The organism is Shinella fusca, assembly GCF_014203155.1.
In the GTDB taxonomy this organism is placed as follows: domain Bacteria; phylum Pseudomonadota; class Alphaproteobacteria; order Rhizobiales; family Rhizobiaceae; genus Shinella; species Shinella fusca.
This window is the reverse complement of sequence record NZ_JACHIK010000009.1, coordinates 119,739-134,173: the sequence shown is the minus strand read 5'-3', so window position 1 is coordinate 134,173 and position 14,435 is coordinate 119,739. Positions and strand designations below refer to the sequence as shown.

General features: G+C 69.3%; 13 protein-coding genes and 1 riboswitch. Of the genes, 4 read left to right on the top strand and 9 right to left on the bottom strand.

The genetic code is table 11. The features are described from left to right. Positions 1–68: 68 nt before the first annotated feature. Positions 69–285: riboswitch (cobalamin riboswitch) on the top strand. A 98-nt stretch (positions 286–383) separates the two neighbouring features. Together HNQ66_RS14490 and metH are read left to right on the top strand one after the other, a co-directional pair. Beyond that, complete coding sequence (locus HNQ66_RS14490) at positions 384–599, top strand: hypothetical protein (RefSeq protein ID WP_184144873.1); 216 nt, start codon at positions 384–386, stop codon at positions 597–599. An 82-nt stretch (positions 600–681) separates the two neighbouring features. Continuing rightward, positions 682–4,470 carry a methionine synthase gene (gene metH, locus HNQ66_RS14485; RefSeq protein WP_184144872.1) on the top strand — a complete coding sequence of 1,263 codons (3,789 nt, stop codon included), beginning with the start codon at positions 682–684 and terminating at the stop codon, positions 4,468–4,470. 6 nt (positions 4,471–4,476) lie between these two features. Here metH and HNQ66_RS14480 read toward each other — a convergent pair whose 3' ends face one another. Beyond that, the gene (locus tag HNQ66_RS14480) at positions 4,477–5,511 is read right to left on the bottom strand and encodes a YeiH family protein (protein ID WP_246434310.1); all 1,035 of its coding nucleotides are present in this window, start codon (positions 5,509–5,511) and stop codon (positions 4,477–4,479) included. A gap of 79 nt (positions 5,512–5,590) precedes the next feature. Here HNQ66_RS14480 and HNQ66_RS14475 point away from each other — a divergent pair, with 79 nt between their 5' ends. Beyond that, positions 5,591–6,445, top strand: coding sequence for a LysR substrate-binding domain-containing protein (locus tag HNQ66_RS14475; RefSeq protein ID WP_184144930.1), 855 nt, complete (start codon positions 5,591–5,593; stop codon positions 6,443–6,445). On the opposite strand, the gene cobM is transcribed toward HNQ66_RS14475, so the two are convergent. Further along, the gene (gene cobM, locus HNQ66_RS14470) at positions 6,442–7,203 is read right to left on the bottom strand and encodes a precorrin-4 C(11)-methyltransferase (protein WP_184144870.1); all 762 of its coding nucleotides are present in this window, start codon (positions 7,201–7,203) and stop codon (positions 6,442–6,444) included. The two genes, HNQ66_RS14475 and cobM, sit on opposite strands and share 4 nt — an antisense overlap. Before the next feature lie 3 nt (positions 7,204–7,206). After that, positions 7,207–8,460 (bottom strand): precorrin-6y C5,15-methyltransferase (decarboxylating) subunit CbiE, encoded by a 1,254-nt coding sequence (gene cbiE, locus HNQ66_RS14465; protein ID WP_246434309.1) that lies wholly within the window; start codon positions 8,458–8,460, stop codon positions 7,207–7,209. Between cbiE and HNQ66_RS14460 the strand changes: the two genes are divergently transcribed. Beyond that, positions 8,453–9,223 carry a cobalt-precorrin-6A reductase gene (locus HNQ66_RS14460; RefSeq protein ID WP_184144868.1) on the top strand — a complete coding sequence of 257 codons (771 nt, stop codon included), beginning with the start codon at positions 8,453–8,455 and terminating at the stop codon, positions 9,221–9,223. The two genes, cbiE and HNQ66_RS14460, sit on opposite strands and share 8 nt — an antisense overlap. On the opposite strand, the gene HNQ66_RS14455 is transcribed toward HNQ66_RS14460, so the two are convergent. From HNQ66_RS14455 to HNQ66_RS14430, 6 genes are all read right to left on the bottom strand, one after another. Beyond that, positions 9,187–9,951, bottom strand: a complete 765-nt coding sequence (locus tag HNQ66_RS14455; RefSeq protein WP_184144867.1) for a precorrin-3B C(17)-methyltransferase — start codon at positions 9,949–9,951, stop codon at positions 9,187–9,189. The genes HNQ66_RS14460 and HNQ66_RS14455 overlap by 37 nt on opposite strands. Further along, entirely contained in the window at positions 9,948–10,679 is a 732-nt protein-coding gene (locus HNQ66_RS14450) for a precorrin-2 C(20)-methyltransferase (protein ID WP_184144866.1), read from the bottom strand. The genes HNQ66_RS14455 and HNQ66_RS14450 overlap by 4 nt, the downstream gene beginning before the upstream one ends. Further along, on the bottom strand, positions 10,676–11,308 hold the full coding sequence (locus HNQ66_RS14445; protein WP_184144865.1) for a precorrin-8X methylmutase: 633 nt from the start codon (positions 11,306–11,308) through the stop codon (positions 10,676–10,678). Before HNQ66_RS14445 ends, HNQ66_RS14450 begins: the two co-directional genes overlap by 4 nt. Continuing rightward, on the bottom strand, positions 11,305–12,651 hold the full coding sequence (cobG, locus tag HNQ66_RS14440; RefSeq protein WP_184144864.1) for a precorrin-3B synthase: 1,347 nt from the start codon (positions 12,649–12,651) through the stop codon (positions 11,305–11,307). The genes HNQ66_RS14445 and cobG overlap by 4 nt, the downstream gene beginning before the upstream one ends. Next, positions 12,648–13,424 (bottom strand): precorrin-6A synthase (deacetylating), encoded by a 777-nt coding sequence (cobF, locus tag HNQ66_RS14435; protein ID WP_184144863.1) that lies wholly within the window; start codon positions 13,422–13,424, stop codon positions 12,648–12,650. The genes cobG and cobF overlap by 4 nt, the downstream gene beginning before the upstream one ends. Positions 13,425–13,552: 128 nt before the next feature. Continuing rightward, positions 13,553–14,374: an AraC family transcriptional regulator gene (locus tag HNQ66_RS14430; protein ID WP_184144862.1), complete on the bottom strand. Its 822-nt coding sequence runs from the start codon at positions 14,372–14,374 to the stop codon at positions 13,553–13,555. Between the last annotated feature and the right edge of the window lie 61 nt (positions 14,375–14,435).

Genomic DNA, 14,435 nt, shown 5'->3' with positions numbered 1-14,435 from the left:
CCGCGCGGGGAGAAAAGTTCCGGCCGTGGAAAGAAAAAGGCGGCAGTTGACTCCCGTTCGCGGCCGGGCCAGTCTGCCGGCGTCAGGGTCTTCCGAGTCGAAACGGCTCGGAGGCTAAGAGGGAAGCCGGTGCGATGCTCCGCAAGGAGCGGCAAGGCCGGCGCTGCCCCCGCAACTGTGAACGGCGAGCTTCTGTCGCTTGATGCCACTGGTGGAAACACCGGGAAGGCGAGACGGACGCGATGACCCGCAAGCCAGGAGACCTGCCCTGACGCATTCGTAACGTCCATGGGCGGGGTGTCCCAAGGGTGCGCTTGCTTCGCCTTCGGCGGAATTCCAGCAGCGTGCGTCCGGTCATCCCCCAATTTTCGATTGGGGAAGAAATGTTTGCATTCACCGAAACCAGTCCTTCCGGCACCGGCAGGCCGGAATCCGTCTTCATCTCATGGCTGCTCTGGCAGCCGCGCGGCGCCGATCTTGCCGTCGAAGCGCTGAAGGAGGTCCAGAAGCTCGCGCGCTGCAGGAACGCCGATCCGGACATCGCCCGGCTCAAGGCGCTCTTCGCCTCGCTGGCGGGAGCGGACGGGCCGGCGCACTAGGTCAAGCGCATAAAGACATATTGACATAAAGATATCTTTATGTGAACTCCGGTGCAGTATCGCCTGCACCGGAGGATTTCCCATGGCCGAATCCCATCTGGACAGCCTGTTCGGTCCCGAACAGCCGCGCCGCGACGGACGCGAGATCCGCGCCGCGCTCGAAGCCGCCGCCCGCGAGCGCATCCTGGTGCTCGACGGGGCGATGGGCACGGAGATCCAGACGCTGAAGCTCGTCGAGGAGGATTTCCGGGGAACGCGTTTCGGCGATTGCGCCTGCCACCAGCAGGGCAACAACGACCTCCTGACGCTGACCCGGCCGGTAGCCATCGAGGATATCCACTACCGCTACGCCCTTGCGGGCGCGGACATCCTCGAAACCAACACCTTCTCCTCCACCGCCATCGCGCAGGCCGATTACGGCATGGAGGCGATGGTCTATGAACTCAACCGCGACGGCGCGCGCCTTGCCCGCCGCGCGGGCCTGCGTGCCGAGCAGAAGGACGGCCGGCGCCGCTTCGTCGCCGGCGCGCTCGGCCCGACCAACCGCACCGCCTCCATCTCGCCGGACGTCAACAATCCCGGCTACCGGGCCGTCACCTTCGACGATCTGCGCCTCGCCTATGCCGACCAGTTGCGCGGCCTCATCGACGGCGGCGCCGACATCATCCTGATCGAGACGATCTTCGACACGCTGAATGCCAAGGCGGCGATCTTCGCCACGCGCGAGGTCTTCGAGGAAAAGGGCATCCACCTGCCCGTCATGATCTCCGGCACGATCACCGACCTTTCCGGCCGCACGCTCTCCGGCCAGACGCCGGAAGCCTTCTGGAACTCGGTGCGCCATGCCGAACCCTTCTCCATCGGCCTCAACTGTGCGCTCGGCGCCAATGCGATGCGCGCGCATCTGGCCGAGATCTCTTCTGTCGCGCAGACCTTCGTCTGTGCCTATCCGAATGCCGGCCTGCCGAACGCCTTCGGCCAGTACGACGAGAGCCCGGAGGAGATGGCCGCGCAGATCGAAGGCTTCATGCGCGACGGCCTCGTCAACGTGGTCGGCGGCTGCTGCGGCTCGACGCCGGACCATATCCGCGCCATCGCCGAGGCTGCCGCCCGCCACAAGCCGCGCGAAATCCCCGATATCCCGCGCCGCATGCGCCTTTCCGGCCTCGAACCCTTCACGCTGACCGAAGCCATTCCCTTCGTGAACGTGGGCGAGCGCACCAATGTCACGGGCTCGGCGAAATTCCGCAAGCTGATCACCGCCGGCGACTATGCGGCCGCGCTCGATGTCGCGCGCGACCAGGTAGCGAACGGCGCGCAGATCATCGACATCAACATGGACGAGGGCCTGATCGATTCCGCCAGGGCAATGACGGAGTTCCTGAACCTCGTCGCCGCCGAGCCGGACATCGCCCGCGTGCCCGTCATGATCGACAGCTCCAAATGGGAGGTGATCGAGGCCGGCCTGAAATGCGTGCAGGGCAAGCCGCTGGTCAATTCCATCTCGCTCAAGGAGGGCGAGGAAGCCTTCCTGCACCACGCGAAGCTGGTGCGCGCCTACGGCGCCGCCGTCGTCGTCATGGCCTTCGACGAAGAGGGCCAGGCGGACACGAAGGCCCGCAAGGTGGAGATCTGCGCGCGCGCCTACAAACTGCTTACCGAGGTCGCCGGGCTTGCGCCGGAGGATATCGTCTTCGACCCGAACATCTTCGCGATCGCCACCGGCATCGAGGAGCACGACAATTACGGCGTCGACTTCATCGAGGCGACCGCCGAGATCACCGCCGCCCTGCCGCATGTCCACGTTTCCGGCGGGGTCTCCAACCTCTCCTTCTCCTTCCGCGGCAACGAGCCGGTGCGCGAGGCCATGCACGCGGTCTTCCTCTACCACGCCATCCAGGCGGGCATGGACATGGGCATCGTCAATGCCGGCCAGCTCGCCGTTTACGACACGATCGAGCCTGAGCTGCGCGAGGCCTGCGAGGACGTGGTGCTGAACCGCATGCCCAAGGCCGGCGGCACCGCCACCGAGCGCATGCTGGAGATCGCCGAGCGCTTCAAGGGCGCCGGCGCCCGGGAGGCCAAGGAGCGGGACCTTGCCTGGCGCGACTGGCCGGTGGAGAAACGGCTGGAGCACGCCCTCGTCAACGGCATCACCGAATTCGTCGAGGCGGACACGGAAGAGGCGCGGCAGAAGGCCGAGCGCCCGCTGCATGTCATCGAGGGGCCGCTGATGGCCGGCATGAACGTCGTCGGCGACCTTTTCGGCGCAGGCAAGATGTTCCTGCCGCAGGTGGTGAAGTCCGCCCGCGTGATGAAGCAGGCCGTCGCCGTGCTGCTGCCCTATATGGAGGCGGAAAAGCTCGCCAATGGCGGGGGCGGCGAGCGGCAGAGCGCGGGCAAGATCCTGATGGCGACCGTCAAGGGCGACGTCCACGACATCGGCAAGAACATCGTCGGCGTCGTGCTCGCCTGCAACAACTACGAGATCATCGATCTCGGCGTCATGGTGCCGGCAACGAAGATCCTTGAAACGGCGAAGGCGGAGAAGGTCGATATCATCGGCCTTTCCGGCCTCATCACGCCCTCGCTCGACGAAATGGCGCATGTGGCGGCCGAGATGGAGCGCGAGGGCTTCGACATTCCCCTTCTTATCGGCGGGGCGACGACGAGCCGGGTGCATACCGCCGTGAAAATCCATCCGCGCTACAGCCAGGGCCAGGCCGTGCATGTCAACGATGCAAGCCGCGCCGTCGGCGTCGTCGGCGCGCTCCTGTCGCCGGAGGCGAAATCCTCCTATATCGAGCGGCTGAAGGCCGAATACCGCAAGGTGGCCGAGGCCCATGCGCGCAGCGAGGCGGAAAAGCAGCGCCTGCCGCTCGCCAAGGCGCGTGAGAACGCCTTCCGGCCGGACTGGGCGGCCTACCAGCCAAGGACCCCGACCTTCCTCGGTACCCGCACCTTCCAGGACTGGGACCTTGCCGAGCTCGCCCGCTATATCGACTGGACGCCCTTCTTCCAGACCTGGGAGCTGCGCGGCGTCTATCCGAAGATCCTCGACGACGAGAAGCAGGGCGCGGTCGCCCGCCAGCTTTTCGGCGATGCGCAGGCCATGCTGGAGAAGATCATCGCCGAGAAGTGGTTCACGCCCAAGGCGGTGGTCGGCTTCTGGCCGGCGGGCGCCGTCGGCGACGATATCCGCCTGTTCACCGACGAGGCTCGGGACGAGGAGCTTGCGACCTTCTTCACGCTGCGCCAGCAGCTCACGCGGCGCGACGGCCGGCCGAACCTCGCCATGGCCGATTTCGTCGCGCCGGTGGAGAGCGGCAAGGCGGATTATCTCGGCGGCTTCGTCGTCACGGCCGGCTTCGGCGAGATCGCCATCGCCGAGCGCTTCGAGCGGTCGAACGACGACTATTCCTCGATCCTCGTCAAGGCGCTGGCCGACCGCTTCGCCGAGGCCTTCGCCGAGCGCATGCACGAATATGTGCGCAAGGAACTGTGGGGCTATGCGGCAAACGAGGCCTTCTCGCCGACCGACCTGATCGGCGAACCCTATGCCGGCATCCGCCCCGCCCCCGGCTATCCCGCCCAGCCCGACCATACGGAGAAGGAAACGCTCTTCCGCCTGCTCGATGCCGAGCGCGCCATCGACGTGCGGCTGACGGAGGGCTTTTCCATGTGGCCCGGCTCTTCCGTCTCCGGCCTCTACATCGCCTCGCCCGAGAGCTACTATTTCGGCGTCGCCAAGGTGGAGCGCGACCAGGTGGAGGATTATGCCCGCCGCAAGGGCATGAGCGTTCCGGAGGTGGAACGCTGGCTCGGCCCGGTGCTCAACTACATGCCGGCGCCGCAGGAGGATGCGGCCTGAGAAAGCTCAGGCCGTCGCAAGGTTCAGGAGCAGCACCATCGCATAGCTGGCGACGGCGAGGACGGCGAGCGACAGCACGACCGTCGCCGTGACCTTCGGCCCCGCGCGCATCACGCGGGTGAGGTCGATGCCGAGGCCGAGGGCGGCCATGGACAGGATCGTCAGGACCGTTGCGGCCTTGCCCATGGTCGCCGCCAGCTCCGCATCGATGAGGCCGACGCTGCGGGCGGCCAGCATGGCGAGGAAGCCGAGGATGAACCATGGCACGAGCCGGTGGAGCGCCGGCCGGCTACCGCCCGTCTTGCCCGCGGCGAGCGAGAGCACGAAGACGACGGGCCCGAGCATCAGCACGCGGACCAGCTTGACGAAGGTGCCGATCTGGATGCTGAGGGCCGAGACCGGGGCGGTGGCGGCCAGCACCTGCGGCACGGCATAGACCGTCATGCCCGCCATCACGCCATAGCCCGTTGCCGAAAGGCCGAGGAGCGGCACCAGCGCCGGCAGCAGGAGCACCGTCACCATGCCGAGCACGGCCGTGAAGGCGATGGAGGAGGCGACGTCCTCCGCATCCGCATGGATGACCGGCGCCGTCGCGGCGATGGCGGAATTGCCGCAGATCGAGTTGCCGCAGGCGACAAGCAGCGCGACGCGGCGGGAAAGGCCGAGCCCCCGGCCGATGCCGTAGCTCGCCAGAAGCGCCAGCGCCACGACGGCGGCGATGGCGCCGATGAGCGGCAGGCCCATGCCGGCAATCGCCGCCGCGCTGACGCCGGCCCCGAGCAGCACGATGGCGACCTCCAGGAAATATTTCGCCGAAAAGGCGATGCCCGGATCGTAGGTCGCCGGCCGGCGGACGACGAGCCGGCAGAGCGCGCCGATGAAGATGGCGAGCACCAGCGCCTCGACCCATGCGCTGCCCGTGAGCCGCACTTCCGCCTGTTCGGCGAGCACCGCAAGGCCCGAGACGAAGGCCGACAGCAGCACGCCGGGCAGGATGCCGGAAATTCCAAGGATCGATTCGTTTTTAGGCGTTTTTTCCATGCGCTGAGGAATGCGCTTGAAAGATCGTTCGATCCATCGGTAAATACTGGACGTTTCATTCGATTGGATCGAATAGATGATGACGCTGGAGCAATTGCGCATCTTCGTCGCCGTGGCGGACCGCGAGCACCTGACGCAGGCGGCCGAGGCGCTCCATCTCACGCCGTCCGCCGTCAGCTCGGCGATCCGCGTACTGGAGGATCGCTACGGTCTTGCGCTGTTTCATCGCACCGGCCGGCGGATCGAACTGACCGATGCGGGCCTCGCCTTCCTGCCGGAGGCGAAGGCGACGCTTGCAAGGGCCGAGAGCGCCGATCTCTTCCTCACGGAATTCGGCGGCCTCAGGCGCGGCACGCTGGCGCTCGCGGCCAGCCAGACGGTCGCCGGCTACTGGCTGCCGCCGCGCCTCATGCGCTTCCACGAAGCCTATCCGGCGCTCGCCATCCGCATGGCCGGCGGCAATACGGAGCAGGCGGCGGACGCCGTCCTCGACGGCCGCGCCGAGCTCGGCTTCGTGGAGGGGGCGGTGGACCATCCCGCCCTCGCCCAGCGCGTCGTCGCTCGCGACCGGGTCGTCGTCGTCGCGTCCAGGGGCCATCCGCTCGCCGGCCGGCCGGTGACGCCGGACGATCTTTCCACTGCCCGCTGGGTGCTGCGCGAGCCGGGCTCGGGCACGCGCAACGCGCTCACCTCCGTGCTCGACGAGGCGGCGCTGGACATTGCCCTGTCGCTGCCCTCCAACGAGGCGGTGCGCAGCGCCGTGCTCTCCGGCAACGTTCTGACGGCGGTGTCGGAATATGTCGTCGCGGACGATCTTGCGGCCGGCCGGCTTGCCCCCGTTGCCTTCGACCTGCCGGAGCGCGCCTTCCGCCTCTTGCGGCACAAGGAGCGCCACCGCTCGAAGGCAGGGCTCGCCTTCGAGGCAATGCTTTAATCGCCCCGGCCGCGGAACCGGCGCTGGTAGGCGGGATCGTAGAGGGAGCTCTCGCGAAAATCCTCCGCGCCGAGGGTGCGGCCGACGAAGATCAGCGCGGTGCGCTCGATCGGCTCTTCGGCCACCTTGGCGGCGATGTCGGAGAGGGTGCCGTGCACGATGCGCTCGTCGGGCCAGGAAGCCTTGACGACGATGGCGACCGGGCAATCCGCGCCGTAGAGCGGCGTCAGGTCCTCGACCACTTTGTCGAGCGCGTGGATGGCGAGGTGGATGGCGAGCGTCGCGCCGGTCGCGCCGAAACCTTCCAGCGTCTCGCGGTTCGGCATGGGCGAGGCGCGGCCGGAAACGCGGGTGAGCACGAGGCTCTGCGCGACGGCGGGGATCGTGAGCTCACGGCCGAGGGCGGCGGCGGCGGCGGCGAAGGAGGGTACGCCCGGCGTCATCGTATAGGCGATGCCGTGCCGCTCCAGCCGGCGAATCTGCTCGGCGACGGCGCTCCAGACGGAAAGGTCGCCGGAATGAAGCCGTGCCACATCCTCTCCCGCGGCGGCGGCACGGACATACTCGGCCTCGATCTCGTCGAGCGACATAGGCGCCGTATCGACGATGCGCGCACCCGGCGGGCAATACTGCAGCAGCTCCGGCGAGACGATGGAGCCGGCATAGAGGCAGACGGGGCATTTGCTGATGAGATCACGGCCGCGCACGGTGATGAGGTCGGCGGCGCCGGGGCCGGCGCCGATGAAGTGAACGGTCATGTCTCAATCCTCGATTTCGTTAGCCGGCTTCACCCAGCGCCATTGCGTGACCGGCATGGCCGGCCGCCAGCCCGTCATCTGCCCGACGGGCGCGGCCCTTGCGATGTCGATGCGGATCAGCGATCCGCCGAGCCGGGCATGATGGGCGAGCAGCACCGCTTCCATTTCCGTCGTCACCGCATTGGCGACGAGCCGGCCGCCGGGCTTGAGCCCGGCGATCGCCGCCTCCATCACCCCCGCCTCGCTGCCGCCGCCGCCGATGAACACGGCATCGGGCGCCGCAAGGCCGGCAAGGGCCACCGGTGCGGTGCCCTCGACGACGGCAAGACCCGGCACGCCGAAATTCCTCGCGTTGCGGGCGATGCGGGCGGCGCGCTCGGGATGGCCCTCGACGGCGATGGCCTTCAGCGACGGATCGGCCAGCATCCATTCGATGCTTATGGAGCCGGAACCGGCGCCGATATCCCACAGCAGTTCGCCATGCCGGGGGGCGAGCGCCGAGAGCGTCAGGGCGCGGACCTCGCGCTTGGTGATCTGGCCGTCGTGCTCGAAAAGATCGTCGGCAAGGCCCGGCGTATAGGCGAGCACCCGCGCCGTCTCGCCGGCAACGACCTCCACCGCGCAGACATTCAGCATGTCCGCATATGCAAGCGCGAAACCTTCCGCCCGGTGACGGCTGACGCGCTCGCGCGGCCCGCCGAGCGCTTCCAGCACGGTGAGCGCCGAGGCGCCGAAGCCGCTTGCGGCAAGGAGCGCCGCCAATGCAGCCGGGCCGTCGCTGTCCGAGGTCAGCGCGAGGATGCGGCTGCCGGGGTGAAGGTGCGGGCGGATGAGGTCGAGCGGGCGGCCATGCAGCGAGACGCAGGTGGTCTCCTGCAAGGCCCAGCCCATGCGCGATGCCGCGAGGCTGAAGGCGGAAGGGGCGGGAATGACGTGCATCTCGGCCCGCGCGATGCGGCGCGACAGCGTGACGCCGACGCCGTAGAAGAAGGGATCGCCCGAGGCGAGCACGACGACGGGCCGGCCGCGCGCCGCCAGCACCGCCGCGACGGACCGCTCGAAGGGGCTGAGCCAGGCGCAGGCCTCGCCGCGGATCGCCGCGCCGGCAAGCTCCAGGTGCCGCGCGCCGCCGAAGACGAGTTCGGCGGCGCCGATGGCGGCCTTGGCCTCATCGCCGAGACCGGCTAGACCATCCTCGCCGATCCCGACGATGGTGAGCCACGGGGCGGCGGAAGGGGTCGGGTCAGGCGTGGACAAGAAACGCATCCTCATACTGGGCGGCACGGCCGAGGCGCGCGGCCTCGCGGGCCGGCTTGCCGGCAGGGCCGATCTTTCCGTCACGCTGTCGCTCGCCGGCCGCACGCTCGATCCCGCGCCGCAGCCCGTGCCGGTGCGCACCGGCGGCTTCGGCGGCGCGGCGGGGCTCCAGGCCTATCTTGCGGCGGAGGCCGTCGACCTGCTGGTCGATGCGACCCATCCCTTCGCAAGGCGGATTTCCGCCAATGCCCGCACGGCGAGCGCGGCGGCGGGCGTTCCGCTCCTCCGCCTCGAACGGCGCGGCTGGGAGGAGGTCGAGGGCGACCGCTGGACGCGCGTTGTCTCGATGGCCGGGGCCGTGGCGGCGTTGGGCGATGCGCCGCGTTGCGTGTTCCTCGCCATCGGCCGGCAGGAGGCGAAGGCCTTCGATGTGGCGCCGCAGCACCATTATCTCGTGCGCAGCGTCGATCCCGTCGATCCGCCGCTTACCGCTCCCCATGTCGACTACCTGCTCGCCCGCGGCCCCTTCGCCGTGGAGGCGGAGGAGGCGCTTTTGCGCGAGCATCGCATCGACGTGGTCGTCAGCAAGGATTCCGGCGGCGAGGCCACCTACGGCAAGATCGCCGCCGCGCGCCGCCTCGGCCTTCCCGTCGTGCTGGTCGAGCGGGAGCGGGCGGCGGACGGCCACCGCGCCGGGACGGTCGAGGAGGCGGTGCGGCTTGTCGATCACCTTGCCGGCTCCTTGAGGAAGCGCGGCGTATAGACGAGGTCCGGCAGGCCGGGGCGGGCGATGACGCGCGTCTCCGGCGAGCCGATGACGACGCAGGTCGCCATGTCGGCGCGTTCGGCCTCCGCTTCTCCCAGCGGCATGACCAGCATGCGCTCGTCGGGCCGGCCGGCGGCGCGGCCGAAGATCACCGGCGTTTCGGCCGGCAGCACCGTGCGCAGGATCTCGAAGGCCCGGCCGAGCTGCCAGGGCCGCGCCTTGCTGATCGGGTTGTAGAGCGCGATGACGAGGCCGGCTTCTGCCACCATGCGCAGGCGCTTTTCGATGATCTCCCAGGGCTTCAGGTTGTCGGAAAGCGAGATGGCGCAGAAATCGTGGCCGAGCGGCGCGCCGATGCGCGCGGCGACCGCCAGCATCGCCGTGACGCCCGGCACGACGATAAGGTCGACCGTCTTCCATTCGGCAGGCCCGGCATCGATCGCCTCGCAGACGGCGGCCGCCATGGCGAAGACGCCGGGATCGCCGCCCGAGACGACGCAGACATCCACCCCCGCCGCCGCGCGCGTCAGCGCGACCTCGGCGCGGTTCAGCTCCTCGCGGTTGTCGGAGGCGACCTTGACCTGGTCGGGGCGAAGGTCCAGCCGGTCGATATAGGGGAAATAGCCGAAGAACTCGGTCGACGCCGCGACGGCGTGCCGGGCTTCCGGCGTCATCTGGTCCGGGTTGCCGGGGCCGGTGCCGATGACGAAGAGCCGGCCGGTCATGCGCGTCCGCTCCAGCCCGGCACGAGCACCAGCGAGAAATAGGGCGCCGTGTCGTCGAGCTTCTCGGAAAGGCGCATGGACTTGCTCGTCGCCATGGTGCCGCGCTCGACATAGATCGCCTCGCCGAGCCGCCCGGCGTCCGACAGCGCCCGGCGGATCTTCGGCAGGTTGCGGCCGACCTTCATGATGACGGCGGCCTGCGTGTCGGCGAGGCGGCGCGACAGTTCGGTCTCGACCATCGTGCCCGGCAGGACGGAGAGCACGTCGTCGCCCTGCACGATGGGCAGGCCCGACAGCGACCAGCAGCCGGACATCGCCGTGATGCCGGGGATGACCTCGGTCGGGAAACGGTCGGCGAGCCGTACATGCAGGTGCATGTAGGAGCCGTAGAACATCGGGTCGCCCTCCGAGAGGATCGCGACCGTGCGGCCGGCGGCAAGATGGTCCGCGACGGCCGCGGCGGAGGCGTCGTAGAACGCGGTGATCTGGCCCTTGTAGTCGCCGTGGTCCTTGTCGATCTCGGTCGTCACCGGATAGTAGAGCGGCAGTTCCGCCATGCCGGGCTTCAACAGGCCCTCGACGATGGCCCGGCCGTTGCCGGACCGGCCCGCCTTGGCGAAAAAGGCAAGCACGTCGGCCTCACTGAGCGCGCGCACCGCCTTCAGGGTCAGGAGTTCCGGATCGCCGGGGCCGGTGCCGACGCCATAGAGCTTTCCCGCCATCGTCATACTCCGGGCCTTGCCAGCGAATTGAGGGCCGCCGCCGTCATGGCGCTGCCGCCGAGCCGGCCGCGCACGATGGCGAAGGGCACGCCGTAGGAGTTTTCCGCCAGCGCATCCTTGGATTCGGCCGCGCCGACGAAGCCGACCGGCATGCCGAGGATCGCCGCCGGCTTCGGCGCACCGTCGCGCAGGAGCTCGAGCAGGTAGAAGAGCGCCGTCGGCGCATTGCCGATGGCGACGACCGAGCCCGCCATGCGCTCGAGCCACAGGCGGATGGCTGCGGCCGAGCGGGTATTGCCGATTTCTTTCGCGATCTCCGGCGTGCGCGGATCGCGCAGCAGGCAGAGCACGTCGTTGTTCGCCGGCAGGCGGGCGGCGGTGACGCCGCGCGCCACCATCTCCGCGTCGCAGAAGATCGCCGCCCCGGCCTCAAGCGCCCCGCGGGCCGCCGCGACGAAGCCGGGCGAGAAGACGAAGTGCGGCGCGGCCTCCACCAGCCCGGCGGCATGGATCATGCGCACGGCGACATCCGCCTCCGCCTCGGAAAAGCGCGAAAGGTCGGCCTCGGCGCGGATGATCGCGAAGGAGCGTTCGTAGATGGCGGTGCCATCCTTGATGTAGTTGTACTGTGTCATGAGCGGCCTTGATAGGCAGAGACGAGCTCTGCGGGCGGGATGCGGTCGAAAAGATTCTTTGCCGTCTCGCCCTCGGTGCGGCGGGCGCGCAGCAGGGCGGCGAGGCGGCCGATGGCGGGCGTGAGGCCGGCGGCCGGCAACGTGGCGGCGGGTGTGTCGCCCGCCCGTCCATTCAGGACGAGGCCGACGCCGGCCGCGGTGCCGCTGAGGGTGAGCGCAGCGGCGGCCGGATGGGCGCAACCCTTCGGGCAGCCGGAAATATGGACGGCGACGGAGCCGTCCAGGAGCGCGCCGGCTTCGCTTGCCAGCGTATCGGCGGCGGCGCGGGTATCGAAGGCGCCCGAGGCGCAGCCGGCCGCGCCGGCGCAGATCGAGACGGTGCGACCGGGCGCGTCCTCCCGGTGCCAGAAGCCTTCGCGGTCGGCGCAGGCTTGCGCGCTTATAAGCGTGTCGTCGGAAAGCCCGCAGACGAGGAGCGTGCGATGAGGGGCGAGGCGGAAGGCGGTAGCGCCGCAGGCCGACAGGCCCTCGGCGAGCGCGGCGAGCCGCTCGGCCCGCATCTGGCCATAGGCGGGGGCGATGCCGAGCACTGTTCGATCGCCGATGCGGTGCGCGCCGAGCGGGTGGCGGCGTGTGAGGCCGGCAAGGGTCGGGGCCGGTGTGGCTGCGAATGTGGCGGCGAGGGCGGCTGCGTCGAGATCGCGGCCGCGCGCCGTCGGTCCCTGCGCCGCGAGCGCAGCGGCGAGCGTCATGACACCGCTTACCACCTCTTCCGGCAGGAGCAGCGCGACGGGCTTCGCCGTAAGGCGATCTCCGCCGATGGAAAGACGCCAGCGCACCCGGCCCGCCGTGGAAACGGCGTCGAGGCGGATGTCGGCCACCATGTCGGCGAGCGCCAGCACGCCGCCGCCGTCGACGACGATGGCGAGCTTGGGCGCAAGCGGGAGGGCGGCTGCGGCAAGCGTTGCGCGCAGGGCTTCAGCGAGCGGCACGGCGTCGGCGATCTCGGACGGGTCGATGCCGGAAAGCGGTGGGATTTCGACGGCAACGCCCGTCTGCGGGACGATGCCGGCCTTGCGCAGGCCTTCGGCAAGCTGCGGCACGCCGGCTTCGGTAAGGCCGCGGAGTTGGAGATTGCCGCGGGCGGTGATCTCGATCAGGCCGTTTCCGTGTCGGCGGGCGAGGTCGGCAAGGGCGATAAGATCCCGTGCCGAAAGCGCGGGCGCGACGGGGCGCAGGCGCACCAGCAGGCCGTCGCCGGTGCGCATCGGCGCGGCGATGGACGGGCAGGCGCCGCGGCGGAGCGCATCCGGTGCGTTACGAAGGGTGGTCGCCGTGCTCATGGCGCATCCTCTCCGGTGTCCGCGGCGGGGCGGCGAATCAGGTAGGTGTCCATGATCCAGCCGTGGTCCTCGCGCGCCCTGCGGCGGGTTTCGGCGATGGTTTCCGCCATGTCGGCCAGCCGGCCGGACAGGAGGATTTCGTGCGGTGTGCCGAGATAGGCGCCCCACCAGATCTCCGCCTCCGGGTCCTCCACCGTGCGGAAGGCCTGCACGCCGTCGAGCATGACGAGCGCGTCGCGTGCGCTTTCCGGCCAGCCTTCGGCAAGGCGGCGGCCGGTGGTGATCTCGACGGGAAGGCCAATGCGGTTGAGCGCGATGCCGTGGCCGGCGCAGAGCGCCTGCACGCTGGTGATGCCGGGGATCACCTCCGTCTCGAAGGAAACCCGCCCGGCGGCGCGCACATGCCCGACGATGCGCAGCGTGCTGTCGTAGAGCATGGGATCGCCCCAGACGAGGAGGCCGAGCGTCTCGTCCTCACCCATGACGGCGAGGGTGCGCTCGTAGATCGCGGCGATGGCGTGGTGCCAGTCGTTGACGCCGTCCTCGTAGGAGCCGTCGGCCCGGCGCACCGGCACGGCATAGTCGAGGATGCGGCAGGCGGGATTTTCGAGGAAACGGTCGCAGATATCGCGGCGGGCCTCGGCGAGGAACGCCTTCTCGTCGCCCTTGGTCGGGATGAGCAGGACGTCGGCGCGGTTCAGCGCCTTGATCGCCTGCACGGTCATGTGCTCGGGGTTTCCCGCGCCGATGCCGATGACCAGTATCTTCCTCAAACCCTGTCTCCCGTGCGGCCTGCGCTCCCGGTTGCGGCCCGGAATGGGTCCCGCCTGTCCTTCCTAATCCCAAACGGCCGCGGAAAACAGCCCCCGGATCGCGCCCTTTGCCGGTCTTTTTGAGACGCTTATGCCGCCGCGCGGCTCGAAAGATAGGCGCGCGGCGAGGTGCCGAGCATGCGGCGGAACATGGTGGTGAAGGCCGGAACGCTCTCGTAGCCGGCGTCGAGCGCGACGCGTGTCACCGGCTCGCCGGCGGCAAGGCGCGGCAGGCAGGCGAAGAGGCAGGCCTGCTGGCGCCAGGTGACGAAGCTGACGCCCATCTCCTGCCGGAAGAAGCGCGTGAAGGTGCGCCGGCTCATATGGAGCTGCCTTGCCCAGTCGTCGATCTTGGCGGTGGGCGAGGGATGGTCGACGAAATCGCGGCAGAGGCCGGCGAGCCGCCCGCTCGCCGGGAAGGGCAGGCCGAGGCGGCGTTCCGGCAGGCGGCCGATCTCGTCGAGGAGCAGCGCCATCACGAGGTCCGCCCGGCCCCGGTCGTCGGGCACCCGGCCCTGCTGCACGGCCGTGGCGATGAGCTGGCGGGCAAGCTCCGTCACCTCCAGCACCGCCGGCTCGGGCGAGGCCGCCTGGCCCGTCGGCGCATGGATATAGACCGAGCGCATGCTGACGTCGCTGCACATCTCGACGGAATGCTCGAGGCCCTGCGGAATGACGAGGGCATGGCCGGGCGGGATCATCCAGCGCCCGCGGTCCGTCGCCACCAGCACCACGCCGGAAAAGACGCAGAGGAACTGCGCGCGGCGGTGGCGGTGCAGCGGCACAACGTAACCGCCCGGAATATCGGTGCTGTGGACGAGGACGTCCGCATTCGACTGCTCCATGCGGGCGAGATTGCGCACATGCTCGTCGTTGAGCGCCTGCAGGCGCGCGGCGGTCAATTTTTCCATCTTTGGCCCATTCGCGTAAGAAGTGGACCTCACCACAAAAGCAGGCCGCACGCAATCCTTG